This window comes from Streptomyces sp. NBC_00377 (assembly GCF_036075115.1).
GTDB lineage: Bacteria > Actinomycetota > Actinomycetes > Streptomycetales > Streptomycetaceae > Streptomyces.
The window spans coordinates 8,607,152-8,633,119 of sequence record NZ_CP107958.1 but is presented as its reverse complement, the minus strand read 5'-3'; the positions used below and the strand labels follow the sequence as shown (position 1 = coordinate 8,633,119).

Annotated in this window: 22 protein-coding genes and 1 pseudogene; 8 read left to right on the top strand and 15 right to left on the bottom strand. The window is 72.5% G+C overall.

The window, feature by feature from the left end; all coding sequences use genetic code 11:
- Nucleotides 1–119: 119 nt before the first annotated feature.
- Genes OHS71_RS38390 through OHS71_RS38380 form a run of 3 tightly spaced genes read right to left on the bottom strand, consistent with a single transcriptional unit; the run spans nt 120 to nt 1,938 of the window.
- Entirely contained in the window at nt 120–890 is a 771-nt protein-coding gene (locus OHS71_RS38390) for a metallophosphoesterase family protein (RefSeq protein WP_328483932.1), read from the bottom strand.
- Nucleotides 887–1,234 carry a BON domain-containing protein gene (locus OHS71_RS38385; protein WP_328483931.1) on the bottom strand — a complete coding sequence of 116 codons (348 nt, stop codon included), beginning with the start codon at nt 1,232–1,234 and terminating at the stop codon, nt 887–889. The genes OHS71_RS38390 and OHS71_RS38385 overlap by 4 nt, the downstream gene beginning before the upstream one ends.
- A complete protein-coding gene (locus OHS71_RS38380; RefSeq protein WP_328483930.1) occupies nt 1,231–1,938 on the bottom strand; it encodes a nucleotidyltransferase family protein in 708 nt (235 codons plus the stop codon). Before OHS71_RS38380 ends, OHS71_RS38385 begins: the two co-directional genes overlap by 4 nt.
- Before the next feature lie 102 nt (nt 1,939–2,040).
- Here OHS71_RS38380 and OHS71_RS38375 point away from each other — a divergent pair.
- From OHS71_RS38375 to OHS71_RS38360, 4 genes and pseudogenes are all read left to right on the top strand, one after another.
- A pseudogene (locus OHS71_RS38375) lies at nt 2,041–2,481 on the top strand (amino acid permease); the annotation flags it as partial.
- A 320-nt stretch (nt 2,482–2,801) separates the two neighbouring features.
- Nucleotides 2,802–3,374 (top strand): AMIN-like domain-containing (lipo)protein, encoded by a 573-nt coding sequence (locus OHS71_RS38370; RefSeq protein WP_328483929.1) that lies wholly within the window; start codon nt 2,802–2,804, stop codon nt 3,372–3,374.
- Nucleotides 3,375–3,623: 249 nt separating this feature from the next.
- Nucleotides 3,624–5,561 (top strand): glycoside hydrolase family 5 protein, encoded by a 1,938-nt coding sequence (locus tag OHS71_RS38365; RefSeq protein WP_328483928.1) that lies wholly within the window; start codon nt 3,624–3,626, stop codon nt 5,559–5,561.
- 189 nt (nt 5,562–5,750) lie between these two features.
- Nucleotides 5,751–6,524 carry a polysaccharide deacetylase family protein gene (locus OHS71_RS38360; RefSeq protein WP_328483927.1) on the top strand — a complete coding sequence of 258 codons (774 nt, stop codon included), beginning with the start codon at nt 5,751–5,753 and terminating at the stop codon, nt 6,522–6,524.
- Between the two features lie 8 nt (nt 6,525–6,532).
- Here OHS71_RS38360 and OHS71_RS38355 read toward each other — a convergent pair whose 3' ends face one another.
- The 7 genes from OHS71_RS38355 to OHS71_RS38325 form a co-directional block, all read right to left on the bottom strand.
- Nucleotides 6,533–7,573, bottom strand: a complete 1,041-nt coding sequence (locus OHS71_RS38355) for a YihY/virulence factor BrkB family protein (protein WP_328483926.1) — start codon at nt 7,571–7,573, stop codon at nt 6,533–6,535.
- Nucleotides 7,574–7,666: 93 nt separating this feature from the next.
- A complete protein-coding gene (locus tag OHS71_RS38350) occupies nt 7,667–8,818 on the bottom strand; it encodes an abortive phage infection protein (protein WP_328483925.1) in 1,152 nt (383 codons plus the stop codon).
- Between the two features lie 275 nt (nt 8,819–9,093).
- A complete protein-coding gene (locus OHS71_RS38345) occupies nt 9,094–12,150 on the bottom strand; it encodes a glycosyl hydrolase (protein ID WP_328483924.1) in 3,057 nt (1,018 codons plus the stop codon).
- A 290-nt stretch (nt 12,151–12,440) separates the two neighbouring features.
- Nucleotides 12,441–12,887, bottom strand: a complete 447-nt coding sequence (locus tag OHS71_RS38340; protein WP_328484781.1) for a hypothetical protein — start codon at nt 12,885–12,887, stop codon at nt 12,441–12,443.
- A 147-nt stretch (nt 12,888–13,034) separates the two neighbouring features.
- Nucleotides 13,035–14,519 carry an MFS transporter gene (locus OHS71_RS38335; RefSeq protein WP_328484780.1) on the bottom strand — a complete coding sequence of 495 codons (1,485 nt, stop codon included), beginning with the start codon at nt 14,517–14,519 and terminating at the stop codon, nt 13,035–13,037.
- A 322-nt stretch (nt 14,520–14,841) separates the two neighbouring features.
- Nucleotides 14,842–15,909 carry a helix-turn-helix domain-containing protein gene (locus tag OHS71_RS38330; protein WP_328483923.1) on the bottom strand — a complete coding sequence of 356 codons (1,068 nt, stop codon included), beginning with the start codon at nt 15,907–15,909 and terminating at the stop codon, nt 14,842–14,844.
- A 50-nt stretch (nt 15,910–15,959) separates the two neighbouring features.
- Nucleotides 15,960–16,607: a hypothetical protein gene (locus tag OHS71_RS38325; RefSeq protein WP_328483922.1), complete on the bottom strand. Its 648-nt coding sequence runs from the start codon at nt 16,605–16,607 to the stop codon at nt 15,960–15,962.
- 342 nt (nt 16,608–16,949) lie between these two features.
- On the opposite strand from OHS71_RS38325, the gene OHS71_RS38320 reads away from it, so the two are divergent.
- On the top strand, nt 16,950–18,275 hold the full coding sequence (locus OHS71_RS38320; RefSeq protein ID WP_328483921.1) for a lipase family protein: 1,326 nt from the start codon (nt 16,950–16,952) through the stop codon (nt 18,273–18,275).
- 117 nt (nt 18,276–18,392) lie between these two features.
- A complete protein-coding gene (locus OHS71_RS38315; RefSeq protein WP_328483920.1) occupies nt 18,393–18,902 on the top strand; it encodes a molybdenum cofactor biosysynthesis protein in 510 nt (169 codons plus the stop codon).
- 40 nt (nt 18,903–18,942) lie between these two features.
- Here the strand turns inward: OHS71_RS38315 and OHS71_RS38310 are convergent, their stop codons facing one another.
- From OHS71_RS38310 to OHS71_RS38295, 4 genes are all read right to left on the bottom strand, one after another.
- Entirely contained in the window at nt 18,943–19,386 is a 444-nt protein-coding gene (locus tag OHS71_RS38310) for an ATP-binding protein (protein ID WP_328483919.1), read from the bottom strand.
- A gap of 324 nt (nt 19,387–19,710) precedes the next feature.
- A complete protein-coding gene (locus OHS71_RS38305) occupies nt 19,711–20,547 on the bottom strand; it encodes a chitosanase (RefSeq protein WP_328483918.1) in 837 nt (278 codons plus the stop codon).
- Nucleotides 20,548–20,735: 188 nt separating this feature from the next.
- Nucleotides 20,736–21,074, bottom strand: coding sequence for a hypothetical protein (locus OHS71_RS38300; protein ID WP_328483917.1), 339 nt, complete (start codon nt 21,072–21,074; stop codon nt 20,736–20,738).
- A 214-nt stretch (nt 21,075–21,288) separates the two neighbouring features.
- A complete protein-coding gene (locus OHS71_RS38295) occupies nt 21,289–21,561 on the bottom strand; it encodes a hypothetical protein (RefSeq protein ID WP_328483916.1) in 273 nt (90 codons plus the stop codon).
- A 152-nt stretch (nt 21,562–21,713) separates the two neighbouring features.
- Here OHS71_RS38295 and OHS71_RS38290 point away from each other — a divergent pair, with 152 nt between their 5' ends.
- Complete coding sequence (locus OHS71_RS38290) at nt 21,714–22,418, top strand: hypothetical protein (protein ID WP_328483915.1); 705 nt, start codon at nt 21,714–21,716, stop codon at nt 22,416–22,418.
- Nucleotides 22,419–22,702: 284 nt separating this feature from the next.
- Here the strand turns inward: OHS71_RS38290 and OHS71_RS38285 are convergent, their stop codons facing one another.
- Nucleotides 22,703–24,973 carry a M4 family metallopeptidase gene (locus OHS71_RS38285; protein ID WP_328483914.1) on the bottom strand — a complete coding sequence of 757 codons (2,271 nt, stop codon included), beginning with the start codon at nt 24,971–24,973 and terminating at the stop codon, nt 22,703–22,705.
- A gap of 507 nt (nt 24,974–25,480) precedes the next feature.
- On the opposite strand from OHS71_RS38285, the gene OHS71_RS38280 reads away from it, so the two are divergent.
- Nucleotides 25,481–25,945 (top strand): hypothetical protein, encoded by a 465-nt coding sequence (locus OHS71_RS38280; RefSeq protein WP_328483913.1) that lies wholly within the window; start codon nt 25,481–25,483, stop codon nt 25,943–25,945.
- The last annotated feature ends 23 nt before the right edge of the window (nt 25,946–25,968 follow it).

Here is a 25,968-nt window from a genome sequence, read left to right as displayed (position 1 = left end):
CCCATGACCGCCCGTCGGCCGGGGCCGCCCCGGCCGACGGCGGGCGCCGGCCACCGGTGCCCCCCGGCCGTGTCCCGCGGCGCCGCCGGGACACCGGGAGTCCCCCTGCCCGGGTGGGTTCAGCCGGCCGGGCGGGCGGTCCCGGCGTGCACCGGCCCGGCGGTGTCCTGGGCGTGCAGGTGGTAGACGTTGAAGGCCCGGCGGATGACCGGCTGGGCGACGTTGCGGACCCGCACGCCTCCGCTGGTCATCCCGTGTTCCGTGCCGGCGTGCGCGTGCCCGTGCACGGCGAGGTCGGCGCCCGCGGTGTCCATCGCCTCGGCCAGCAGATAGCTGCCGAGGAACGGATAGATCTCCGGGGGTTCGCCCGCCAGCGTGTCGGGCACCGGCGAGAAGTGCGTGAGGGCGATCCGCACCGCGCACCCCTGCGCCGCGAGGGCTTCGAGTCCGGTGCGCAGTCCGTCGGCGCAACGGCGCGAGTACCGGATGAACTCCTTCATCAGGGGCTCGCCGAACTCGCTGCCGCAGCGCCCGGCGAACCCTCCTCCGAATCCCTTGGTGCCGGCGACGCCGACCCTGGTGCCTTCGATCTCGACGACGGTTCCCTCGCCTTCGAGGACCCGGATCCCGGCGTCACGGAGTATGGCCGTGACCTCTTCCGGCTTCTCGTCGTGGTGGTCGTGGTTGCCCAGCACGGCGACGACCGGGACGGACAGACCGGCCAGTTCGGCGGCGACGACCCGGGCCTCCTCGGGGGTGCCGTGCCGGGTGAGGTCACCGGCCAGGAGCAGCAGGTCGGCGCAGTCGGACAGGGTGTCGAAGGCGGGCCTGAGCAGGCCCTGGCTGTCGGGTCCCATGTGGATGTCGCCGACGGCCGCGACGCGGATCATGACAGCTCCTCCGGAGAGCCGGGAGGGGTGACCTCGGCGATCAGGATGTCGGTGTGGACGGCCAGCCCCGCCAGTTCCTCGTGCACCGCGCTGAGCAGTTCCTCGCGGCACTGGGCGGTGGGCACGGTTCCCCGGACCGTCACGGTCGCTCCGTGCGCCTCGACCCGCATGCCCAGCTCGCCCAGTCCCCGGGCGGCGAGGCGTTCCTCCAGAGAGGCGATCCGGTACTCGATGTTCGTGGGCTCGGTCGCGGGCGTGGCGCCCGGAGGGGAGGCCGGACGTGTGGCGCTCGGGCCGCCGGCGCCGGTCTGCGCCCGTGGCGTGTCCGCGCGGTGGTCGCTCATGGTCGTCCCTTCGTCGGTGCGATCACCCGCAGGCGTTCCAGCAGATAGAGGAAGGCCGCCGCCATCGGCGCGTCCTCGCAGTCCCGGCGCACCCGCTCCCAGTCGACCTTCTCCCGCAGGGCTCGGGCGATGGGAAGTACGGCGCCGAAGTCGCAGTGGTGTTCCGAGAAGGCCGCGAGCAGGCTGCGCAGCAGGTCGGTGGCGGACAGCACCGGCATGACCACCGAGTCCACGGGCAGTTGTTCGGCCCGGTCCAGGACCTCGGACGTCACCGGCTCGTGGGCCAGCTCGAAGAGGAGGTCGATGTCCTGGCCCAGGCACTTCGCCTTCCACAGCCAGTCCTCCGGCGGCTCGAAGACGAGCAGCCCGGCCTCGCTCAGGGTGGCGGCGACCGCGTCGGCGTCCTCGCGCCGGACGCAGAAGTCGGCGTCGTGCTGGAGACGGCCCGCACTGCCATGGGCGTACACGGCCACGCTCCCGGCGAGGGCGAAGGCGTGGCCGCCCCGCTTCAGCAGCGAACCGACCTGCTTCGCCGCCTCCAGGATCGCCTGGTGGTGGTCGTGCGCGGGAGGCCCCACCGGCCCGTGGGGGGACATTGCCGGGACCGTGGCGGCTTGCGGTCCGGTCGGACGGGCCGCCAGGAAGAGCCCGGAAGCGGTACCGGGCTCGGGCTCGTCCCCGGCGGCGTCATTGACCCTCTGCATCCCTGCTGCTCCGTTCTCAGGCGCTGCCTCGCTCGCGTCGGTGACGCGCTCCGCGTACCCCGTACGACTCCCGTCACACAGGGGCCGGAGCGGACGCTGTCAGTGCTGCCGCACCGCCTGACCCGGCTCAACCGGCGCCACTCCCCCTGGGCGGCCGGCATCGTCCAGACGGTGATCGCGGTGGCCCTGGTCATCCCGTTCGCGCTCCTGGGGAAGGACCCGGTGCTGACCCTCTTCCCGTGGTTCAGCGGCGTGGCCGTCCTGGGCATCATGCTCCTCTACTTCCTGACCTCCGTTTCCGTGATCGTCTTCTTCCGGCGCTCGCGTGCCGACACCCGGCCCTGGAACACGCTGGTGGCGCCGGCGCTGGGCGCACTCGGCATCGCCGGGGCGATCTGGCTCATCATCGAGAACTTCACCACCCTCGTCGGCGGCGACGAAGCCACGTCCGTCCGGCTCCGGCTGACCGTCCCCGCGGTCCTGGTCCTCGGACTCCTGGTGGCGCGGCTGACCCGGCGGAGGCAGCCCGCGACGACCGTCTGACCTCCGGATTCCGGTGCGGGGCGCCCGCTGCGGCCCCGCACCGGAACCCTCCGTGGTGCTCCCCCGGGTCGTGGTGTGCCACGGGCGCGGGCCGGCGCATTGCCGACTTCCGGCAGCGTTCGCCAGGGTCTTGATGCCGGGAAGCGGCGGCCGCAGAATGCATGGACGCACCCGCCGCCGCGACCGGCCGGTGACACGGATCGGGCGACCGGTCCCGCATTCCGCTTCGTGCCCGGCGGTTCCTTGCCGATCGAGTGCAACCTTTGGGGCAATCAGGCTGTCTCAGTTGATAACCGACACTCAGAGCCTTGGGGGAGATCATGGTGCGAAGCAGAACCGTCTGGGCCGCCGCCGCCCTTCTGACCGCCACACTGGGCGTGGCGGCGGTCCCCGCCACCGCCGCCCCGGCCGCCACCCCACGAGCCGCCACCGCCTGCCCCACCGGCTGGGGCAGCCTGGCCAAGACGTACTCCGCCGGCACGGCGACACCGCTGACGAACGTCAGGACCGGCCGCCACGACTGTTACGACCGGTTCGTCGTCGACGTCCCGGGCGCGAGCGGCAGCGCACTCGGCTTCTCGGTCAGGTACGTCGACCGGCTCTACCAGGACGCGTCGGGCCGTCTCATCCCCGTCGCCGGCGGCGCCATCCTGGAGGTGCGGGTGAACGCGCCCGCCTACAACCCGGAGACGGGCGCGTCCACCTACCCGGGGCGGGTGGCGCAGTCGCTGCCCGGCGTGAACATCACCGGGTACAGCGCCTTCCGGGACACCCGGTACGCCGGGAGCTTCGAAGGAGTGACGCAGTTCGGGCTCGGCGTACGCGCACGCCTGCCCTTCCGTGTGCAGCATCTGGCCGACCACCTCGTGGTGGACGTCGCGCACACCTGGTGACACCCACCGGCCACCCACCCCCGGAGCCTGCCCCTCCGGGGGTCGGCGAGCGGGGGCGCGTGGGCGTGTGCCGTCCGGCGTGTCGCACCCAGGTCGTCCTGACGGGGACGGCGAGTAGCGTCCGCCCGTTCATGTCGACGTCCGCCGGCCGCGGGCCCGCATCCGCGCGGGGCTAGGGACTTCTCGGCCCGGATCTCGTAGGCTGCCGGTCGCCGTTCGCCACCCCCGCCGCGCCCCGCAGAGGACCGGATGCAGACTTCCAGAATTGTCAAGTACCTGACATCGGCAGCCGTGGTTCTCACGCTGCTGACCCCGGCGCCGACCGCGGTCGCCGCCGGCCCGGACACCACCGCGCCGGGCACGACCGCCTCCGAGGCACCCGCCGGGCCGGCCGCCGTCCAGGGAACCGACACCTGGCAGCCGCCCCTGTCCACCCGGGGCCGCTACATCGTCGACGCCCGGGGCAACCGCTTCCGCCTGAAGTCCGCCAACTGGGACGGTGCCCAGGGGTCGTGGTCGGGAAGCGGCAGCACGGCCGACCCCGCCAACCACCACGCCGGCCAGAACTCCTCGGGCATCCCCCTCGGACTGGACCGCGCCCCGCTGTCCGCGCTGCTCGCCGACTTCCACCGGCTCGGCATCAACAGCATCCGGCTGCCGTTCTCCAACGAGATGATCCGCACGACGACGCCGGTGCCGGACACCGCGGTCTCGGCCAACCCACAACTGCGCGGCAGGACACCCCTCCAGATCTACGACGCCGTGGTGGCCGCCCTCACTCAGGACGGCTTCGCGGTCATTCTCAACAACCACACCAACACCTCCCGCTGGTGCTGCGGCGTGGACGGCAACGAACGCTGGAACAGCGGTCAGTCCACCGGGCAGTGGGCGGACGACTGGGTCTTCATGGCCCGCCGCTATGCCGCCGACCCCCGTGTCGTGGGCGCCGATCTCTACAACGAGGTGCGCCGTGACGTCCTGGACGACCCCAACTGGGGTCTGGGCGACGGCCACGACTGGTACGCCGCGGCCCAGCTCGCCGCCGACCGCATCCTGACCGAGGGCAACCCCGACCTCCTCGTCGTCGTCGAGGGCATCAACTGGACCGGCGTTCCCGTGGACGGGCTGCCGCACGAGCGCCCCACCCTCACACCCGTCCGCACGCTCTCGCACACCCTCCTGGACGCCCACAAGCTCGTCTACTCCGCCCACTTCTACGGCTACACCGGCCCCCGGCACAGCGGTGCCACCGGGATCGGCGAGACCCACGACGCGCGCTACCAGGACCTGACCCGCGACCAGCTGTTCCAGGTCCTCACCGACCAGGCCTTCTTCGTGACGGCGGAGGGACAGCACTACACCGCGCCCGTGTGGATCAGCGAGTTCGGCGTCGGCGGCCAGGAGACCGGCGCCGCCGCCCGCGCCTGGTTCGGCAACCTCACCGACTACTTCGCCGACCACGACGCCGACTTCGCCTACTGGCCCCTGGTCGGCTGGGAAGGCCACGACGACTGGGCGCTGCTGCGCTACGACACCGCCGGACGACGGTACGGCATCCTCGACCGGGCCGACTGGCGCGGCGCCGCCTGGGACCACCTCATGACGTCCGCGACCCTGACCGGGCCCCTCGCGCAGGTCTCCGTCCGTCGCATGCTCACCACCGACCACGGCGACTCCGTACAGTCCCGGCGGGTGCGGGCCGGCGGGGACTGGGACCCGGGAGCATCCAAGGCCGCGTGTCCCGACGGCCTGCGGCTGATCGGCCTCGGCCACTCCGGCGGCCGGGGTCTGTGCACCGACACCACCGGCGGCGATCTGCGGGCGGCGGGCACCGCGCAGACGGTCGTCACCGACGAACGGTACGTCGCGGCGGGCGGCGACTGGGCCGGCGGCTACACCAAACTCCAGTGCCCCGCGGGCCAGTTCGTCATCGGGTACAGCCGACGCGGTGAGCGCGTGTCGGCTGCCCTGTGCGTCCCCGCCCGCAGCGCGCCGGGCCGGGTCGGACGGACCGTCTGGTTCGACCGGTCCGACAACCGGCCCGCCGACGGCGGCGGCGACTTCGCCCCGGGCCGCTACAAGGGCCAGTGCGCCGCCGACGAGTACGCCGCGGGCATCGCCTTCACCACCCGGATCGGCAGCACGCCGGGCCCCGCCGCCCTGCTGTGCGTCCCCGTGCAGCCCTGAACACCACGGCCTCAACCGCCCGTCCCCACCCCGACGTTGCCGACGCGGACGCGCGTACGTCCCGGAACCTCCGCGAAAGTGTCCGCGATCGGTAACAGGCGGATCCCGCCGCGCCTTTTCCCCGTCCTGACAGCTGCATGGGATCCACGGACGCACGGGATCCACGGACACGACGGGAACAGGGCAGACATGGCGCGGCATGGCGGGCGGGGATGGTACGGCCGGGTACTCGCGGCAGCGGTCGGGGTGACGGCGGTGGCCGCCGTCACCTCGGTATGGACCGCGCAGGCCGGTCCCGCCGACGGGGGGCAGGCCGGAGCGGGCGCCTCCGCGCGCCCCTCGGCCGCGGCTCCCGCCCGGGTCTCGGTGGACATCGCCCACGCGTCGGACGGCGGCGCGCACGGCGTCAACATCACGATCGACGACGGCCCCGACCCCGTCTGGACGCCACAGGTCCTCCAGGTGCTGCGGGAGAACGGCGTGAAGGCGACCTTCTGCATGGTGGGCACGCAGGCCCAGGCCCATCCCGACCTGGTCAAGGCCGTGGTGGCGGACGGACACCGGCTGTGCGACCACTCGGTCTCGCACGACACCGCCATGGACAAGAAGCCGGACTCCTACCAGTCGCAGCAGATCCTGGACGCGGAGCGGATGATCACCGAAGCCTCCGGGGGCGTGCGGCCGATGTACTACCGGGCGCCGGGCGGTGCCTTCACGCCCTACAGCCGCGATCTCGCCGCCTCACGCGGGATGCGGCCGCTGGGCTGGAACGTCGACACCAAGGACTTCGAGCGGCCGGGCGCGGCGGCCATCGTCGCCAACGTCAAGAACGAGGTGGCCAACGGCCCGACGATCCTCTTCCACGACGCGGGCGGGGACCGCGCGCAGACCGTGACGGCCCTGCGCGAGGTCCTGCCGTGGCTGCGGCAGCAGGGATACTCCTTCGGTTTCCCGGTGCGCTGACGGCCCGCTCATTCCACGCGTCGCTTGTCCTCCTCGCTCCAGGCGCGGGTGTCCCGGGGCTCGACGTAGGGTTCCTCGTCCCGGGGCAGCCCGCCGGCGACGGCGCGCTGCCGCGCCAGTTCGGCGTCGAACTCCAGGCCGAGCAGGATCGCCATGTTGCTGATCCACAGCCACACCAGGAAGACGATCACGCCCGCGAGCGTGCCGTAGGTCTTGTTGTACGAACCGAAGTTGGCGACGTAGAAGGCGAAGCCGGCCGAGGCGATCAACCAGAGCAACAGCGCCAGCACGCTCCCGGGCGTGATCCACCGCAGGCCGCGGCCCCGGACGTTCGGCGTCGCCCAGTACAGCAGGGCGATCATGATCGTGACCAGGACCACCAGCACGGGCCACTTCGCGATCGACCACACGGCCAGCGCCGTGTCGCCGACGCCCAGCGCGGCGCCGGCCTGCCGGGCGAGGCCGCCGGTGAAGACCACGATCAGCGCGCTGGCCACCGCGAGCACCAGAAGCACCACCGTCACGCCCACACGCAGCGGCAGCACCTTCCACACCGGCCGGCCCTCGGGTATGTCGTACACCGCGTTGGCGCAGCGGATGAAGGCGGCCGTGTAGCCGGACGCCGACCACACCGCCAGCACGAGACCGACGATCGCCATGAGCGAGCCGACGCCGCCCCGGCCCTGCAACTGCTGCACCGCGTCGCTGATGATGTCCCGGGCCGACCCCGGGGCCACCTTGCGCAGGTTGACCAGTACTTCGTCGGTCGCCGACTTCCCGGCCAGGCCCAGGAACGACACCAGTACCAGCAGAGCCGGGAACAGCGACAGCACGCCGTAGTAGGTGAGCGCCGCCGCCCGGTCCGTCAGCTCGTCGTCCTGGAACTCCCGCAGCGTGCCCTTGAGCACGGCCGACCACGACCGCTTCGGCAACTTGCCCGGCCCGTCCGGCGCCCGGCGCTCCACCTGCTCGTCCGGCCCCACGGTCTGCTCACGTCCGGACACCGACGACGTGGCCTCGTCGGGTTCGGAATTCGATGTTCCTGCCATGACACCGGAGTAACCGCGATGGACCGCTCCATGCGTCGGGCGGGACGGCAACCGGACCACGCGTGCCGTGCCCCGCCTCGGGCCCTCGCCTGCTCACCGGGGCGTTCTCCCTTCGTCCCGGCGCGAGGTCCCCGCCGCGCGGTCACCGTAGTGGCGGGCCAGGGCGTGGAAGGCCTCCTTCGGTTCCCAGTGCCAGCCGCACTCCGGGTGGCCGGGGCGTTCGTGGACGGTCCTGGTGACGGCGTAGGAGGCCATGTCGAGGTCGTGGCGCGGGTCGTCGGCGCGGTGCGGGGCGTCGGGGGTGACGAACTCGAAGGCCATCGCCGCGTAGAGTCCCGCCGACTCGAAGACGTCGAGGAGCGCGGTGACGTAGTCGGCCTGGGTGCGTTCGCTGCGGACCAGGTGGCCCTTGATCTCCTCGGGATCCTTGTCGTGGTCGACGACGTCCCATCCCATGCCACCCGTGTCCGGGGCGCCCACATAGGCGCAGGTGCCGAACTCGGTGACGGCCAGCGGCTTGCCCCGGCCCGAGTAGCGGCGCAGCTCCCTCAGGTGGTCGGCGGGTCGCCGGTAGGACGAGTAGTAGTCGATGCCGACGATGTCGAACAAGGACCAGTCGACCTGGTCGTCCTGTGCGGCGGCGTACGACAGCCGGCCGTCGAAGACCGAGCGGCCGGTCCTGGCGGCACGGGCCGTGAAGGCGTCCAGCCGACGCTGCATGGCGACGGGGTCGTAGGCGCCGTCCATGAGGTTGCGTATGCGCTCCAGGACCGTCTCCCCCGGCACGATGCCCGGCACGAACAGCCAGAACTCGCAGCCCACACTGAAGTCGACGCTCGCGCCCTGGTCGCGCAGCCGCTGCGCGACCCGGCCGGTCTCCGCGAGGTGTTCGAGGACGTCGCTCGCCGGGACGTCCCCCAGGGTGGGCTGGAGCCAGATGTGCAGGCCGAGTTCGGCCGCCTCGGCCGCGGTCGCCGCGAGGCGTTCGACTCCGTCCCCCGTGACGTCGACGGTGTCGGCGTGCAGGTCGCGGCGGATGGCGCGCAGGTCCGCGCGCATCCGCCGGGCGTTCCACCCCGTGGCCGGGGTCTCGCCCTCCCCCACGGTGTAGACGACGCCCCTGCGTCGCAGTCCGCGCCGTCGCCGCGTGGCGTGGGCCGGTGCGGCCGGCCCGAGCGCGGCCGCGGCACCGACCGCCGCCGCGCCGGCCAGGAACCCGGCCCGGCTGATCCGATTCGTCTCCATGTCCTCCACGGTGCGGGAGCGGGGCGCCGGGCGCAGTCGGCCGATGGTCTGCGTCCACGCGACGAAGGGAGGTGAACGCGCCGACGACGGCGGTCACTTCGGCGGCCGGGACACATCCGAAGGACGCGGCCCGTCGTACGCCCGGGCCCTCGCCGGCGCCTGCGCCGACTCCGAACGCGACTCAGACTTCCGTCCCCGCCCCCGCCTCGACTCGCCCCGCCTCGACTTCAGCCTCAGCCTCAGCCTCAGCCTCAGCCTCAGCCTCAGCCTCAGCCTCAGCCGATGGTGGCCTGCCCGTACGGCACCAGGCGTACCGGGCCCATGAGTCCGTGGTCCTGCCGGGCGAGGGCCCCGAAGACCGCCGGCTGGACGACCCTGAGTCGGTTGACCAGGGGGATCGCCACCTCCACCTCGATCACGTTGCGGCCGCGCCGGAGCAGGGAGCCCACGTCGACGACCTGGTGGAGACGGTCGAGGGCCGGGGCGGCCGTGCCGTTGACGGTGACGCGGGCCGTGTCGGAGACCTGGCCGAGTTCCAGCCGGGCACCGTGCGAGGAGGTCCAGTCGGGCGGCAGGTCGATCGTCGTGCGGTAGCGGCCGATGCCCGCGGAGTCGGCCAGCCCGGGGATCCGCGACCACGGCAGCAACGCGTCGAGGGTCAGGGTACGGTGCACGTGTTCCGTGCGGGTCGGGCTGGCTCCGGGGTACCGGTCGTCGACGTCCAGCTGCCATCGGCTCGGGGTGACCGGAGCGGGGACGGAGGGGAAGGTCGTGGTGACCGTACGGCCCGAGGAGAGCCGTGTCGTACGGGTGCCCGCCTCGTGCGAGCGGATCGTCAGTCCCCTTTCCCGGAACAGTACTTCGGACGCGTCCGTGGCCAGGACGTGCGGCCGTGCGCCGTTGCGGTCGCCGAAGAGACCCGGGCGTCCCAGTGCGACGATCATCACCTGGCCGGGCTGGAGGGCGACCCGCACGGTGACGTCGCCTTCGTCCTCCATGTACCGGGCGATCCGGGTGACCTCGCCGGTCCAGGGGTCCAGCAGGTAGGGGACGGTCCTCACGCCCCGGGCACGGCGGGTGTGGCGCAGCGTCACTTCGTGGTCGACGGCGGCCACGGGCGGTTTGACCGTCTCGGCGTGCTTGCCGTTGCACAGGTAGTAGAAGTCCGCGTCCCGCGTGGCCCGGTGGGCGTTCAGGAGCGTGGAGGCGCCGGCGTGACGTACGTCCGGGGTGACTCCGAGTCCGGCGAGTGCGTCGCCCACCGCCGCCTTGTCCGTGATGCGGGTGACGTTGGGCAGGGCGAGCAGACGGGCGAGGAGCTCCCGCAGCCGGTCGTTCTCCCCGTCGTCGGGGACCCCCGGGGTGAGCGGCTGGTCGAAGGCGCCCAGCAGGACGACCGGCAGCCCGGCCAGGGCCAGGGTCAGCAGGCGGCGGGCGTCGGCCGTGGCGAGGCTGGGGGTGGAGGAGTAGAAGAAGTCGCCCTCGACGAACAGGGCTTTGTAGGCGGGTCCGTTCGGCGCCAGCCGGCCGCCCGAGACGGTGGCGTTCGGCAGGTCGAGCAGCGGACCGCTGAGGAACTGGTGGGTCCAGCCGAGCGGCACACCGGTCGCGGTGAACCAGGACGCGCCGATCCCGGTGGCGGCGTAGCCGGTCTGCCGGAAGACGGCGACGTCGGCGCGGGCGGTGCCGGTCTGGAGGACCCCGTGCACCCGGCCGAGGTAGGCGGCGATGTCCGGAACGTGCTGCCAGCTGGGCTGCCGGGGCCCCCACGACTCCCCGTACCCGGGGCCGCCGTTGTAAGGGCTGAAGGCGGCGAAGCCGGGCCAGCTCGCACCGGGTGCGTCGGCGTAGGAGAAGCCGTGCACGACGGTCTGGTTGACGCCCGCCGCGTAGGCGCCGCCCATGGTGCGCAGGAAACGGTCCCAGGTGGTGCTGTAGGCGGTGCCGTTGTAGGCGCCCGCCTCGCAGGACAGCACGGTGTGGCCGGCCATGTCCCGGCCGCCGGCGAGACAGCGGTAGTCGTCGAGGTTCTTGAAGCCCAGCGATTCGCCCTCGGGAACGTCGAGAAGCGCGGCGGACCCGATCGCGTCGGTCTGGAGTCCGTAGGGCTGGGCGCGCAGGGTCATGCCCAGGGAGTGGGCCCAGTCCCGCAGCGCGCGGACGTGGTGACGGTTGAACAGTTCCGAGAAGGTCTCCCAGAAGTCGTGTCTGATCTGCCGGGTCAACTGCGCCTCGAAGGCGAACACCTGGTTGCTGTCGCTGAGGACGAGGGCGGGCAGGTAGGGCAGCAGGGGCCGTCCTGTGTGCTTCGCAAAGGCGTCCGGCAGCGAGGTGGTCCAGGTCAGGCCGTCCGTCTCCAGTTCCACGGAGTCCTCGAAGAAGGAGCCGCCCGCAGCCTTCAGCAGGCTTCGCAGGGCCGGGGTCAGCAGCTGCCGCTCCCAGAAGCCGGTGACGGCCGCAGTGCCGGCCGGGTCCAGGTGGTCGACGACGTAGGCGGCGGGCGCCGAGTGCGGGCCGGACTCGGGCTGCTGGCCGCTGCCCCGCGTCCAGTAGGAGATCAGTACCCACTCCCCGGTCCCGGGCGCGGTCCAGGTCAGGTTGCCGTCCGCGTCGACGGAGGCGGTGAGGTCGCGGACGCTGGAGACGTCGAGTCCGGTCTCCTTGCGCGTGGAGTGGGCGGGGTCGACGAGAGCGGCCTGCACCGCCAGGAGCCGCCGGCGGGTGACGCCCGCGGCGGGCGCGTGCACGGGCGGCGGCACAGGTCCCCGGAAGGTCGCTCCGCCGGTCAACGAGGCCCGGCCGTGGACGAGTTCCTTGGCGGCCGCCTCGTCGTCCGGGGTGACTCCGGGGACCGCGACGGGCCAGCTCGGGCCGAGGGTCAGGTCGATGGTGAGCCCCCGCCGGGCGGCGCGGCGCAGCGCGGCCTCGACGCCGTCGCGCCAGGGCCTGCTGCCCCAGCCGTGGTGCGCCGCGTCCAGGACCGACTTGTCCTTGACGCTGTGGTGCACGGCGGCGATCTCCGCGCCGCCGAAACCCGCGTCCGCGATCTGGTCGATCTCGCGGGCGATCTCGTGCGTGTTCACCAGACCGTCCGGCCACCACCAGCGGAACCTGGGACGCACCGTCCGGCCGGGAGCGGCGAACCAGTCGGCGGCACCGGACCCGCCGACGGCGGACGATGCGGCCGCGGCGGGGGTCCCGGCTGCCAGGGCCGTGGCCGTCGCGGCCGCGATGCCCGCTGTCGCACCGGCGGCCAGGACCGCGCGTCGTGACATTCCCTGGCCCTGCTCGACCGGTCCCCGCATGAGCGCCCCCAAGTGATCGTCGGCCATGGATTGAATCGTTTCAATACCTTGCGAACGCGGGAACGCTAAGCCTCGGTCCTGACCAAGGTCAAGATGCCGGACGGATCAAGTCCCGGAAAGGAGACGGCCGATGGGCGGGCAGGTGACGGGGCCGGCCCGGCCGGCTCACCAGGGCCGGCTGCCCGCTCACCCGGGCCCGTCGCGCGTCGCGGTGGGTGGCGGCACGGCCCGTCCGACGACGCACGGGCCCGGAACGGCCCGGCCCCCGGTGTGGTGTCCACACCGGGGGCCGACCTGCCGACCGCGACCGTGAGGGGTCAGATCCGGCCGCCCGTGAGCCGGGTGAGGGGACCGTGCGCATGACGGGCGGAACGGCGCCCGACGGCGTACGAGGCCGCGGTCAGCGCCGACAGACCGGCCCCGACACCGGCGGCGACCAGCTTGCGGTGCGCGATGACCGTCCAGGCCGTCCTGGCCGTCGCGGCGACCTGGCCCGACGTCGCGACGATCGCCTGGCGGCCCGCCTCGACGCCCCGCGAGGCGCTCTGCGCGGCGCTCTGCACGGCACCGGTCGTCACCTCGGCGGAGCGCTGAACGCCGGCCTTGGCGGCCGAGGCGGCGTCGTCCGTCCTCGTCGCGGCGCCCTTCGCCGCCCGGGCCGCCGGGGCGGTCGCCTTGGACGCGGTGCGCCGGGCCTTGGACGCGGTCACCCGCTCGGCTGCGGACTCTTCATTCGTCTTCCTGTTCGGTTCACTCATGGACATCGCGTTGCCGCTCACCGCGACGGCAAACCCGTCCGGTCGCGGTACGTGCACGACGCGATCCCCGACCGAGATCCACGATCACCGCCCACCGGTCGCGGCCGGATCACCGGCGCCTGACGTCCCGTCACGCGGGGGACTCCGCCGACGTCAGGCTCCGCCGCCCGGAACCGGGCCGCCCTTGAGGCGTTCCAGGTCGGAGGGCCGGACCTGGATGACCAAGATCGCGATCAGGGCGGCCAGGACCGTGAAGATCGCCGCCATCACGAAGGAGGCCGAGACGCCGGCCGTGAGGACCTCGTCGGACCAGGGTGCGGGCAGGAGGCCGGTGCGTCGGAAACTCAGGCGTTCGGCCGGCGTCGCCTGGGCCAGGAAGTCGGGGATCTGGTTCTGCGCCTCGTTGCGGCTGGCCGTGCCGTACATGGTGACGAGGATGGACAGTCCGAGCGAACCGCCCACCTGCTGGGTGGCGTTGAGGAGGCCGGAGGCCGCGCCGGTCTCCAGCGGCGACACGTTGGACAGCGCCATCAGCGTGAGGGAGACGAACTCCATGCCCATGCCCAGGCTGAAGACGAGCATCGGGCCGAGGACGCTGCCCGCGTACGTGGAGTCGACGTCGGTCAGGGTCAGCCAGGACAGACCCCCCGCCGCGAGGAGCGCGCCCACCACCATGAAGGGCTTGGGTCCGTACCTGGGCAGGAACCGTGAGGCCAGTCCGGCGCCGACCGCGATGACCGCGCTGACCGGGAGGAAGGCGAAACCGGCCGCGAGCGGGCTGAAGCCGAGCACGTTCTGCACGAAGAGCGTGAGGAAGAAGAACATGCCGAAGATCGCGGCGGCGAGGCACAGCATGATGCCGTAGGTGCCCGCCCGGTTGCGGTCGGCGAACATGTGCAGTGGCGTGATCGGCTGCCGCGAGCGCCGCTCGACCAGGACGAACACGGCGAGGACGACGACGGCCGCGACGAACGAGGCGATGGTGAGAGTGTCCCGCCACCCTTCCTGCGCGGCTCTGATGAACCCGTACACCAGCAGCACCATGCCCACGGTGGAGGTCAGCGCACCGGCGATGTCGAAGTGGCCGGGGTGGCGTTCGGACTCCTTGATGTAGCGGGGCGTGGCGAGGGCGATGAGCAGTCCGATGGGGACGTTGACGAACAGCACCCACCGCCAGTTGAGGTACTCGACCAGGATCCCGCCCGCGAGCAGGCCGATCGCGCCACCGCCCGCCGAGACGGCGGCGAAGACGCCGAACGCCCGGTTGCGCTGCGGTCCTTCCGGGAACGTCGTGCTGACGAGGGAGAGGGCGGTCGGGGACGCGATGGCGCCGCCGACGCCCTGGAGGGCGCGTGCCGCGAGGAGTTGGGCCTCGTTCTGGGCGAGTCCGCCGAGCAGCGAGGCGAGCACGAAGAGCAGCACTCCGAAGACGAACACCCGGCGTCTGCCGAGGATGTCGCCGACCCGGCCGCCGAGCAGCAGCAGGCCGCCGAAGGTCAGGGTGTAGGCGTTGACCACCCACGCGAGGCTGGTGGTGGAGAAGCCCAGGGAACGCTGGATGTCCGGCAGGGCGATGTTCACGATGGTGATGTCGAGGACCACCATCAGCTGGCAGGACGCGATGACCAGCAGCGCCATCGCGTTGCCTCCGCCGTCCTGTCGGGCGGTGGGCCGGGTTGCCGAGGTCGGCTGCGGAACACTGCTCATGACATGTCGCCTGATCGGGGACGGGCCCGGGGAAGAGGTCGGTGAACGAAAAGGCGTCCACTGTCGGGTCCATCGATAGACGCTACGCCCGTGGCCTGACCGTCACCACTCGATCATCCGCGGGCCGTGTGCGGGACGCGGACCGAGGCGATGCGGGTGCCGTTCTCCGCGGCGCGTCGGGCACGCGCGCCGTGCCAGGACTCCCCCGTCGTCCTGGCACGGGCCCGGATGCCGCGGTGGTACGCCGCGGCGATCACCAGGATGCGGGAGATGCGGACGGTGTGTCGTTGGCGGACGGTCCACGACTGCTTGGCACAGCGTCCACCGACCGGGTCACGGGGAGGACGCCCGGCGCCCCGGTCAGGGCCTGTTCGCGCAGCGCGCTGGGCGGAAGGCCGTAGGCGGTGCGGAACGCCCGCGCGAACTCGGCTGCGCGGGGGAAGCCCCAGCGGGCTCCGACGGCGTGGATGGGCAGCTCGCGCAGCCGGGGGTCGGCGAGGTCGCGGCGGGCGTTCTCCAGCCTCTGGTGTCTGATGTAGGAGGCGACGGTGAGGCCTTCGGCCTGGAACAGCCGGTACAGGTAGCTGCGGGAGACGTGGTGAGCGGCGGCGACCCCGGCGGGGGTCAGGTCCGGGTCGCCCAGATGCCTGCGGATGAACGTCTTGACGTGGAGGGTGAGGGTGCGCTCGCGGGTCTCGGGCGGGAGCCGGGGGTCGGCATCGACGGTGTGCGCGAAGAGGGCCGTGACGAGGTCCGCGACGACCGTGCCCAGCCGGGGCGCGTCCGAGGGCTGGTACGAGGAGGTGTCCGCGACCAGCTGGCGCAGGAGCTGCGAGAGCAGTGCGCCGACCCCTTCGCGGCCCGACAGCAGACTCCCCAGGACCCCGTCCGCCCGGTTCCCGGCCAGCCCCACCAGAGCACGCGGCACCTCGACGCCGACGACGCTGACGGGCTCGGAGCCGGTGAGCACCTTCCACGACCGCGAGGAGGAGTTGACGTGGAAGTCGTTGATCCGGTAGGAGGCCCGCTGTCTGCCCCAGTCGGCCGCTCCTTCGCCCGCCAGCAGCAGGGAGAGGTGGTAGGTCTCGGGATCGGACTGGCGGACGAGTCTCGGCGTGCGGCGGAAGACCATGGGGTCGAAGCTCGCGGGCCACACCGTCACGTCTCCGAGGCCGATCAGGCGTTGGTGACCGTGGAAGTCGGCGGTGCGGTCGCTGGTGAGCTGCATGGGCGCGTGGGTACGGCCCATGCGCTCCGCCCACGCCTCGAACCGGTCGCCCACCGGCAGGTCCGTGGTGCGGAAGTCCGACTCGTGCAACACGATCGTAGTCAACCACACTGCCCCGACAGGCCCGTTGGGGGGCGGTCCGGTCAGCCCAGATGGGCCGTGTCGACGGTGACGGAGCCGGTGTCGGAGGCGGTGACGGTGAGGTAACCGGGGTCGCCGTTGCGGTCGAGGTAGCACATCGCGTACCCGACCGACACAGCCGTCTTCCGTTCCGGGTTCTCGGTGACGGCCTTCCGGCAGCTCTCCGCCGTGGGCGCCCCAGAGGATCCCCAGGAGGCCAGTTTGCCGCTGGTCGACACCAGGTAGCCGCCCTGGACGTAGAGGACGTCCGTGCCGGAGTCGGCGACCACGGGCGGGGTGTGGGTGAAGTCGTAGCCCGTGGGGGCTTTCCGGCCGTCCGACTGCTCCATGACGAAGCCGCGCACCAGCGCGGTCGATGGCGAGGCGGTCGAGCCCGGCAGGCCGGCCGAGAGCGCCGCGCCCCCTCCCCCGACGACCGCCACGGCCGTGAGCCCCGCGATCAGCGGATGGGCCCAGGCCAGGCTGAGCAGGGGTCCGATCACCGGGATCGAGAACTTCAGCTGGGTGTTCTTCTGCGTGATCCTGGCGCTGCCGCTCGCGGTGGCCGTCTGTGTCGAGGAGTGGTGGGTGCCGGGCTGGGCCGGCACGAAGGTGTCGTCTCGGGAGTCGTGGTCGCCGAGTTGCGCGCCGCGCCTGCGGTCGGTGTTCATGGCCCGGGACGCTAGCGACAGGTGACCCCGCGGTTTTGTTTTGTCAGACATTGTCGCCGACGGACCGCTTATGGGCGTCTCCGGTGGTCCAGCTGATCGATGAACTGAGCGCTTCAGGCTTGCTACTGAGCAGTCATATTACTGAACCGTAACCTACCGGCCGCTACCCGAGGTAACCGATCCCTCGCTACGGTCCTGACAGTTCGTCTAAGAGCGGTGCGGGGCAACGGTGGGCGACCGAAGCCTCGTGCCGCTCGGTCGTCACGGTCCGCACCCCACCGGGCCGTCCGCCACCCGAGCCGCAGACGAAGGCTCGGCCTCCCACCTTCCCGGAGGTCCGCCATGCCCGCCCCCACCCGCCTGCTGGCCGCAGCCGTCACCGCTGCCGCCTGCCTCGGCGTCACCGCAGTACCCGCCGAGGCTACCCCGCAGCCGGACGCCGTGGTCTCGCGCGGCGTCACCATCCCCACGTTCTACAACCCGCCCGCCGCCCTTCCGGCGGCCGACGGCGCCCTGATCCGCTCCGAGCCGCTACCGCTGGCACTGAGCCTCCCCGGTGTCGAAGGACCGCTGCCCGGCACGGCGACCCGCCTGATGTACAAATCCACCGACTCGGCCGGCCGGCCCATGGCGGTCACCGGCGCGTACATCGAGCCGACCGCCCACTGGACGGGCGGCGGCCCACGACCGCTGGTCGCCGTGGCCCCGGGCACGATGGGCCAGGGCGACCAGTGCGCCGCCTCCCTCGGCCTCGAACACCCGCTCCTCGTCAACAGCCGGACGCTGTCGGTCGGTTACGAGGACCTGGCGATCTACCGGCTCCTCGCCCGGGGCATCGCCGTCGTGGTCACGGACTACACCGGACTGGGCGCGACCGACCGGCTGCACACCTACGTCAACCGGGTCGACGAGGCCCACGCCGTGCTGGACGCCGTCCGGGCGGCCCGTTCCCTCGCCACCGCGTCGCTGACGGCCGGCTCCCGGGTCGCCCTCTACGGCTACAGCCAGGGCGGAGGAGCCACCGCGGCCGCCGCCGAACTCCAGCCCTCGTACGCCCCCGACGTCACCCTCGCCGGGACCTACGCGGGAGCGCCGCCCGCCGACCTGGTCGCTGTCACCGAGGCCATCGACGGCAGCGACCTGGCCGGCGCGCTCGGCTGGTCGGTGAACGGCTTCCTGGAATCCGATCCCGCCCTCGTGCCGATCGCCGAGGCACACCTCAACGCGACCGGCCGCGCCGCGCTCAAGGACCTCTCGACGATGTGCGTGGGCGACGCCCTCCTCGGCTACAACTCGGCGAGCAGCACCGACTGGACCACGGACGGGCGTTCCCTCAGCGACATCATCGAGTCCGAGCCCGCCCTGAAGGCGTTCCTCGCCGATCAGCGCATCGGCACTCTGAGGCCCACGTCTCCGGTGCGGGTGGCGACCGGCACCGCGGACGACCTGGTCCCCCACGCCCAGGCGCGCGCCCTCGCGGTCGCGTGGTGCGCCAAGGGAGCCGACGTCACCTACAAGCCGCTGATGCTGCCCGGTCTGGGCAGCTCCCTGATCAACCACTTCACCCCGCTGATCGCCGACCAGGGCGACGCCATCTCCTGGCTGAGCGACCGGCTCCACGGCAGGCCGGCCACGTCGAACTGCGCCACCCTTCCCTTCAGGCCCTGACACGAGTCAGCCGGTGTCGGCCGGTACGCGCCTTCGCGCCGTACCGGCCGCCGCCGTGCCCGGCCGTGCGCCTTACCGGCCGCCGCCGTGCCCGGCCGTGCGCCTAGGGTGGGCCCCATGACGGAGGTCGAGGTGGTCGAGCTGCTGGTGTCGGCGTCGCACCGGTTCGCCGGGCGCCCCGCCGACGGACCGTCGGACGGCCCGGACGACGAACTCGTGCCGCGGATCCAGGTCCGCCGCGGTCTGGGCCTGGTCGGCGACCGCTACTACGGGCGCCCCGCCCACCGGGACGCCTCGGTGACCATCATGTCCGCGGAGAATCTGCCCCGGCACGTCGATCCGGCCGTCGGCCTGCGGCAGACACGCCGGAACATCCTGCTGCGCGGCGTCGACATCGACTCCTGTGTCGGCTCGACGATCGTGCTCGACTCCGGCACCGGTCCCGTGACGTTCGCCGTGAACCGGCCCGCACGGCCCTGCGCGTGGATGGACGTCACCGTCGGGCCCGGAGCGCAGCGCGCGCTGCGCGGCAAAGGGGGCGTACGCTGCACGCCGCTCTCCGACGGTGTACTCGTCCTGGGCCGAGCCTCTTTCAGCATCGCCGACGGGGCGCCCGCCGGACGCTGAGGGCGGTCCGCGGTCGCAGAACGGGCGGGCCGCTTCACGGTCACTCGGACAGGCCCAGGCGGACGACGATCCGTTTGCCCACCGGCTCCCGCGCGACATCGAAGTCGTCCGCCACGGCCCGCACGATCTCCAGACCGTGCTGGCCGATCCGCGTCGGGTCCGGTGCGCCGGGCACCGGCAGCACCGGATCGCCGTCCCGCACGACGATCTCCACCGCCGCCCCGACGACACGCAGCTGGAGCACGACCGGTGCGGACGCGTATCTGAGCGCGTTGGTGACGAGCTCGCTCACCACGAGCTGGGACAGGTCCATGGCCCGGGCCGACACGGCCAGGCCGTGCCGGCTCCGGACGCGGGTCAGGAACTCTCCGGTGAGCCGGCGCGCCCGGGCGATGCACCCGTCTTCGCCCTCCAGTGCCACCGTCGTCTCCGCAGGGCCCTCGTCAAGGACGGAGGGACCCTGGCCGGGCGGGACAGGTTCCATCCGCACCGCCTTCACTACCCCGTTCATATCGGCGCGACTACCCACGAACCGACTGACGAACCGACTCCGCACGCCCCGGCCACACCACTCACTCCTTCATCGCCGCCGGTCGACGGTACCGGCACCCGGAACCCCGCACGGCCCTGCCCAGGGGTCGGCGGGCGGCCGCGACCCGGTCGTCGGCCGGCACGGCGTGCCACCGGGCCGAGCGGCGGCACGACCGGTCGGCGGCGGCACGGTGATCCCGTGCCGGCCGTGGCGCGCGGACCCGGACCCGGAACCCGGACCCGCGCGCCCGGACCGGCGCGGGATCGCCGAGGGCGCTCAGCCGATGTGGTAGCTGTCCCCGTACACCTTCCAGTCGAGGGGCGGCTCGAGGTCGAGGTTGCCCTTGCGCAGGAACACGCGCTGGGCGGTGTCGACGCGGCTGGTGTCGCTGTGCGCCTCCTCCTGTTTCATGGCCCAGACGCGGGCGTCGAGGAAGGCGTTCAGATACGTCGTCTCGTCGCCGCCGCGGGCCGGCGGCTTGGCCTTGGTCAGCGCACGCTTGCGGATGTTGCGGAAGCTGGTGGGGTCGGTCCCGTCGCCGTGCATGACGATGGCGTCGTAGTAGGTGAACTGACCGAGGGCGCGCAGACCGTCCGTCTTGCCCTGCCGGACGGCAGGATCGAAGTAGACGCGGTCGCGCTCGTCGTTCTGCGCCTGCTGGAACGCCGTGTCCTGGGCGGCCTTGCGCCAGTCCTTGGGGTAGTTCGGGTCGAGACCGGCGTGCGAGTCGCTGCCGTCGACCGCGCGCAGGGCGGGCAGGTACTTGGCGAGGACGTTGCCGGGCTTGCGGTCGCTGTAGAGCTGTACGAGGTCGAGCATGTCGTGGGTGCCGGAGCAGAACCCGATGATTCCGGCCGTGTAGCCACGACCGTCGCCGATGTCCTCGATGTAGCGGTACTGGGCCTTCCAGTCGAGCGAGGAGTTCTCCGCGCTCGACACCAGCTTCATGGCGATCTCCTTCTTCGCCGGGTCGTCGAGGCCCTTCGCCGCCGGGGCGGCGGTCGCCCGGTGGGCGTCGAGGAGCGGCGCGACCGCCAGGGCGCCGGTGAGGGCGAGGAAGAGGCGACGAGAGGTGGGGGCGGGGCCGTCGCCCGGCCGGGATATGTGCACCACAGTGGCTCCAGGTGAGGAGTGGGGGGTGGGGATGACTCTGTCCTGCAACTGACAGGAAAGTTTCCTATCAAGCTCGGAGGACAGAAGTAACCCATCGAAGCCATGTTCGTACGATCGAACAAACGATCCGGCCGTCACCGGGGCGCCGCGGCGTGACTCCCCGTCAGCGCCCGTTCACGGCAAGGGACTCAGGGCTGGAGCAGCCGGACCAAGAGGGTCACCAGAAAGCCGATCAGCCCGACATGGAAGACGACCATGCAGATCCACTGCCGGACCGGCATGCGCCAGGACGCGGCGCCGAGGATCTCCCACTCGCTCACGGCGAAGGCCGCCAGCACCAGGAGGAGCACCTCCCACAGCACGTTCCACCAGCCCGACGGGGTCGCTCCCGTGGCGCCGTCCATCGCGGCGGGGATGCGGGTCACCCGACCCAGCACGAAGAGGGCGATCAGCAGCTTGTGCCAGCCATGACGAACGGTCGGCGCTGCGGGCGCAACGCGAGCGGCGGGTGAGGATCCTGTGGACATTCGCACATTTGATCACCTTGCCGCGGCGGAAGCCATCGTTCTGGCCGCCGCAGGCCGGGGCCCCGCACCCCGCCCGTCCGCGGGATCCCGTTCTGAGGGACGGCGGGCTCCGGCGACTCCCGCGCGCGAGTCCGTTCGGAGAAGCACCCGCCGACGTCCGCGGCGGCCGGACCTGATGCTCCGGGCCTCCCCGGGCCGACGGGAGCAGGGCCGGTCAGGGTGCGCCCGGTGCGTCGCCCCGCCAGTCGAAGCGGCGGTCGTCGCCCCCGCGTGGTCCGTACAGGGCGCGGCCGCCGGGTCCGTAACGCCCTATCTCGGTGATCAGCGCCACCTCGCGCGGTTCGTGACCGGACCGGTCCGTGACGTCCAGCAGCAGCCCGTCCAGCGGGCCTCCCACCAGTTGGGCGTACGCCCGCTCCGGGCGGGGGCCCGCGTCGTCGTGATCGGCGCCGTACACCCGGCCCCGCAAGAACTCAGCCTCGTCCATGACCAGCAGGGTGTCACCCACCACTGACAACGGCCCGCCGGACGGTCTTCGGCCAAGCCCTGGCGGAAAAGCGGCCTATGGGGGCGATCGCCCGCCCTGCGGGTATCCATCCCTCACGCATCGTGGTGTATGGGGTGGGGGGGCCGGCCCTGATGGCACACGGACGGGAGCGGACGCCCGCCGGCGAGTCGGCGCGTGCCCGGCGCCGACGGACGGTACGCGAGCTGCGCGCGTCGGGCCGCGACGGTCCCCGGCTGCGCGAGGTCCTGCCGGCGTTCGCGGCCTCGGTCGTCGTCGGCTGCGCGGCACTGGCGGGACTCGGGCTGGTCTACCGCGCGTTCGGCGCGCCGGTCTGCGCGCTGATGGTCGTGCCGCTCGTGCTGACCGCCGCCGTGCTGCGCCGTCGGTCCCGTCGGCCGGCCCGGCGGCGGGGCGGGTACTACAGCGCCCAGGAACTGGCCGAGCTGGACATGCCCGAGCTGGTGCTCGCCGTGGCCCGGATGCTCCGGCGGGACGGCTGGCGGGTGCTGCCGCCTCCCCGGCACGACACGCTCCACCTCGCCGCCCGCGACGGCCGCGGACGACTGCTCGACGTGGCGTTCCGTCCCGTCGCCGAGCCGCTGCCCGACGAGGAGTCGGCCTGTTCCTGCCGGGCACGGACACGGACCAGGGGCCGGACCGGTCCCCCGCTGCGGCTCGTCGTGCACCGGGGCACGTTCACGCGCCGGGACGAGGTGTGGGCCTCGCGCGAGGGCCACACCTACCTGATCGACGGCCCCCGGCTGCGGCTGTGGGCACGCGGCACCTCCCTGACCCAGCTCGCGGGCGGGATCGTCGCCCCACCCCGGCGTCGCTGAGGCCGCGGCCCTCCCCACGCGGGGCCCGCGCGCTCCGCAGACGTCGCGCCGGGGCCGTCGGGCGCTCGTGGCGCGTCCTGGGAGCGCGGGAGCGAGCGCCGCTCAGGTGCGGCCGAGGCCGGCCGGCCTCGGCGTGACCCGGCGCTCCGGGCCTCCTCCACGGTCACGTGCCGACGGAGGGCCATCGGGGCCGACACCCGTGTCTCTCCCCCGGGGCCCGCCCTCGACGCACCGCCGCCCGGGTCCTGGGCAGGACCCGGGCGGCGGCGTGAGGTGCTGTGCGGTCAGGGGGTGAGCTGCCAGCGCTGGATGTAGCCGACGTCGATCGACGCGCGGTCCTGGACGCGCAACTTCCAGGTGCCGTTGAGGGGCTGGGCCGAGGCGTCGATCGTGAAGGTCTGGTCGACGTTGTCGGCGGAGCCGCCACTGCGGTTGAGGAGCGAGTAGACGGTGCCGTCGGGGCCGACCAGGTCGACGGTCAGGTCACCGCGGTAGGTGTGGACGATGTTGACGTAGACCGATGTGGTGGCGGAGGCGTTGCCGTCCCGGCCCGCGATGGTGATCGGGGACTCGACCGCGGCGCCGTTGTCGGGGATGTCGACGCGGGTGGCGGTGGCGTAGATGTACGCGATCCGCCAGGTGAAGGTGTCCGTGAAGGACGCGCCCGTGCCGTCGGTGACCGTGACGGCGACGTCGCTGGTGCCGAGGGTGGTCGGCGTCCCGGAGATCAGACCGTTCGCGCCGAGGGTCAGGCCGTCGGGCAGACCGGTGGCCGCGTAGGTGAGGCCCGCACCGGAGTTGGTGGTGTAGGCGTCCACCTGGAGGCTGACCGCCTGGCCGACGCCGCTGGTCTGGTCGGCGATCGGGGCGACATTGACGCCGAGGGCTATCCGGCTGCCCACGTTGATGGCGGCCCAGGCGTCGGCGACGGCGAGGTAGGTGGGGCTGTAGGCGCCGAAGAGGTCACCCGCCGCCTGGAGGGTGGCGGTGCGGGCGCCCGCGTAGTCGGTCGACGACGTCATGTACGTCGTCAGTGCCCGGTACCAGACGGCGGCGGCGTTCTCGATGCCGATGCCGGTGACGGCCTGACCGTCGTAGGTCGGACTGTCGTAGGCCACGCCGTTGACGGTCTTGGCGCCGCTGCCCTCGGAGAGCAGGTAGAAGAAGTGGTTCGCGGGGCCCGAGGAGTAGTGGACGTCGACGCCGCCCAGGGTGGAGCTCCAGCTGTCGCGGGAGGAACCGTCCTTGGAAGGCTTGTCCATGTAACGCAGCGGGGTGCCGTTGCCGTTGATGTCGATCTTCTCGCCGACGAGGTAGTCGCCGGGGTCGGCGGCGAGGTTCGAGTGGAACTCGACGGCGGCGGCGAAGATGTCGGAGGTCGCCTCGTTGAGACCGCCGGACTCGCCCGAGTAGGTCAGGTTGGCGGTGGCGGCGGTGACGCCGTGGCTCATCTCGTGGGCGGCCACGTCGAGGGAGGTCAGCGGGTGCGTGTTGCCCGAGCCGTCGCCGTAGGTCATGCAGAAGCAGCTGTCCTGCCAGAAGGCGTTGACGTAGCTGCTTCCGTAGTGCGCCCGGCTGTAGGCGGCGACACCGTCGTTGCGGATGCCGTTGCGGCCGTAGACGTCCTTGTAGTAGTCCCAGGTGGCGGCGGCGCCGAAGGCCACGTCGACGCCCGCGGTCTGGCGGTTGGACGGCAGACCGTTGCCCCAGACATCGTTGTCGTCCGTGAAGAGGGTGCCGGTGCCGGAGGTGCCCTGGTTCAGGTCGTACGTCTTGTGCCCGGCGCGGTCGCCGTCCGTGAGCTGGTACGTCGATCCCGAGAGGGTGCTGCCGACGGGAACCGTGCCGACGTACTGGCCGGTGCCTTCACCGGTGTGCACCTTCTCGGCCGCAAGGATCTGCTTGCCGGTGCTCGCGTCGGTGACGACCTGTAGTTCGCTGGGCGTGCCGTCGGGCTGGACGCCCTCGACCACCGTCTCCCAGGCCAGGACGGGCTTGGCGGCGCCGGCCCAGACGACCAGGCGGGGCGCTCGCCCGGTCCCGGCGCCGGTGACGTCGGCGCCCTTCGCGGCCGCGAGGGCCTTGCCGGTGGCGTTGGCCGCGGAGAGCTTCGGGGTGAGGGACGGCAGCGTGAGGGTCGCCCCGCTCGCCCTGGACACGGTGGTGCGGTTGCCCTTCACGTGGACGACGAGGTCGCCGCCGAGGACGGGCAGCCCCGCGTAGGTGCGTTCGTAACGGGTGTGGGTGGTGCCGTCGGCGTCCTGGACGACGTCCCTGACGACGAGCTTCTCCTGCGTGCCGAGGGCCAGTTGCCGGGCCGTGGTGCCGGCCGCGGTCTGCGCGCTCTTGATCAGTGAGGCGCGGCGGGCCGGTGTCAGGGAGGTCGCGGCGGCCCCCGCGCGGGGCACTGCGGTGATCTTGGACGGGCCCGGGTCCGCCGGGGCCGCGCCGGCCGTGCCGGCGGGGGCTCCCAGGGCGAGCAGGGTGCCGATGGTCGTCAGCGCGAGGGCGGTGGCGCGTCTGCGCCGGAGGGTGGGGCGGTGTCGCCGGGGCAACGGGTTCTCCTTCTGTGCGACGGTCGGCCCGTGGTGGGGACCGTGGTGGGGGCGGACCGACGGGATGGGGCCGGTCCGGAGCGCTGCACGGCTGGCGGGTGGAAGGAGGTGGGGGGTGAGTGGCGGATGCCCCGCATGATGCGGGTGTGAAGGAATGGTGAACTTCGGCAGCAGCGTGGCACTGCGTGCACTGATTTGTCATGGGAATGCCAAAACAACGGCTGGAAATGACCATGTCCGACCGAGGACACGGCCTGCTCGGCGCATGTTTTCAGCCGCGAGACGGGGGAAGCGCCGCACCGGGGACAGGCCTCGTCAGGGACCGGATGCGCCACAGCCTGCCGACGCACCGCTCCAGCCGACGCAGCACGTCACGGGCGGTCGCCCCCGGGCACCGGACATGAGCCGTTCGAGTGGTCCCCTTCCGCTTGTCGTCGTAGCGTCGGTAGAGAACCTCACCGGGGCGCGGCACCCAGACGGCCCCCGGTCGGTCGGGCGGGAGCGGACATGCGACACATGACGAGAACAGCGGTCATGCTCTGTGCGGCGCTGGGCCTCACGGCGACCGTCGGCTCGGCGTCGGCCGTGCCGGCCACGTCTGCGGCCGCCTCGGCACCCACGGCACGGCAGGTCACGAGGCCCGTCCTGGTCGACTGCTTCTGGCACGCCCAGGTGCGCCCCAAGAACTTCGTGCTGGCGTGCGGCGACGGCAACAGCCGGCTCGTCTCGCTGCACTGGGACAGCTGGGGCCGGAGCTCGGCGCGGGCCACGGGGGTCAACGTCGTCAACGACTGCGATCCCTACTGCGCGGCGGGCCACTTCCACCCCTACGCCGTGGTCGTGAAGCTGGACCGGCCGCAGTCGTGGAAGAAGCACCCGCAGGTGCAGCACTACAGCCGGATCAGCCTCACCTATCTCGGTGACAGGCCCGAGCAGTTCGCGCGGGTGGTGACGTACCCGCTCTGGAACTGAGCCGGGCCCCGACGCCCGACCTG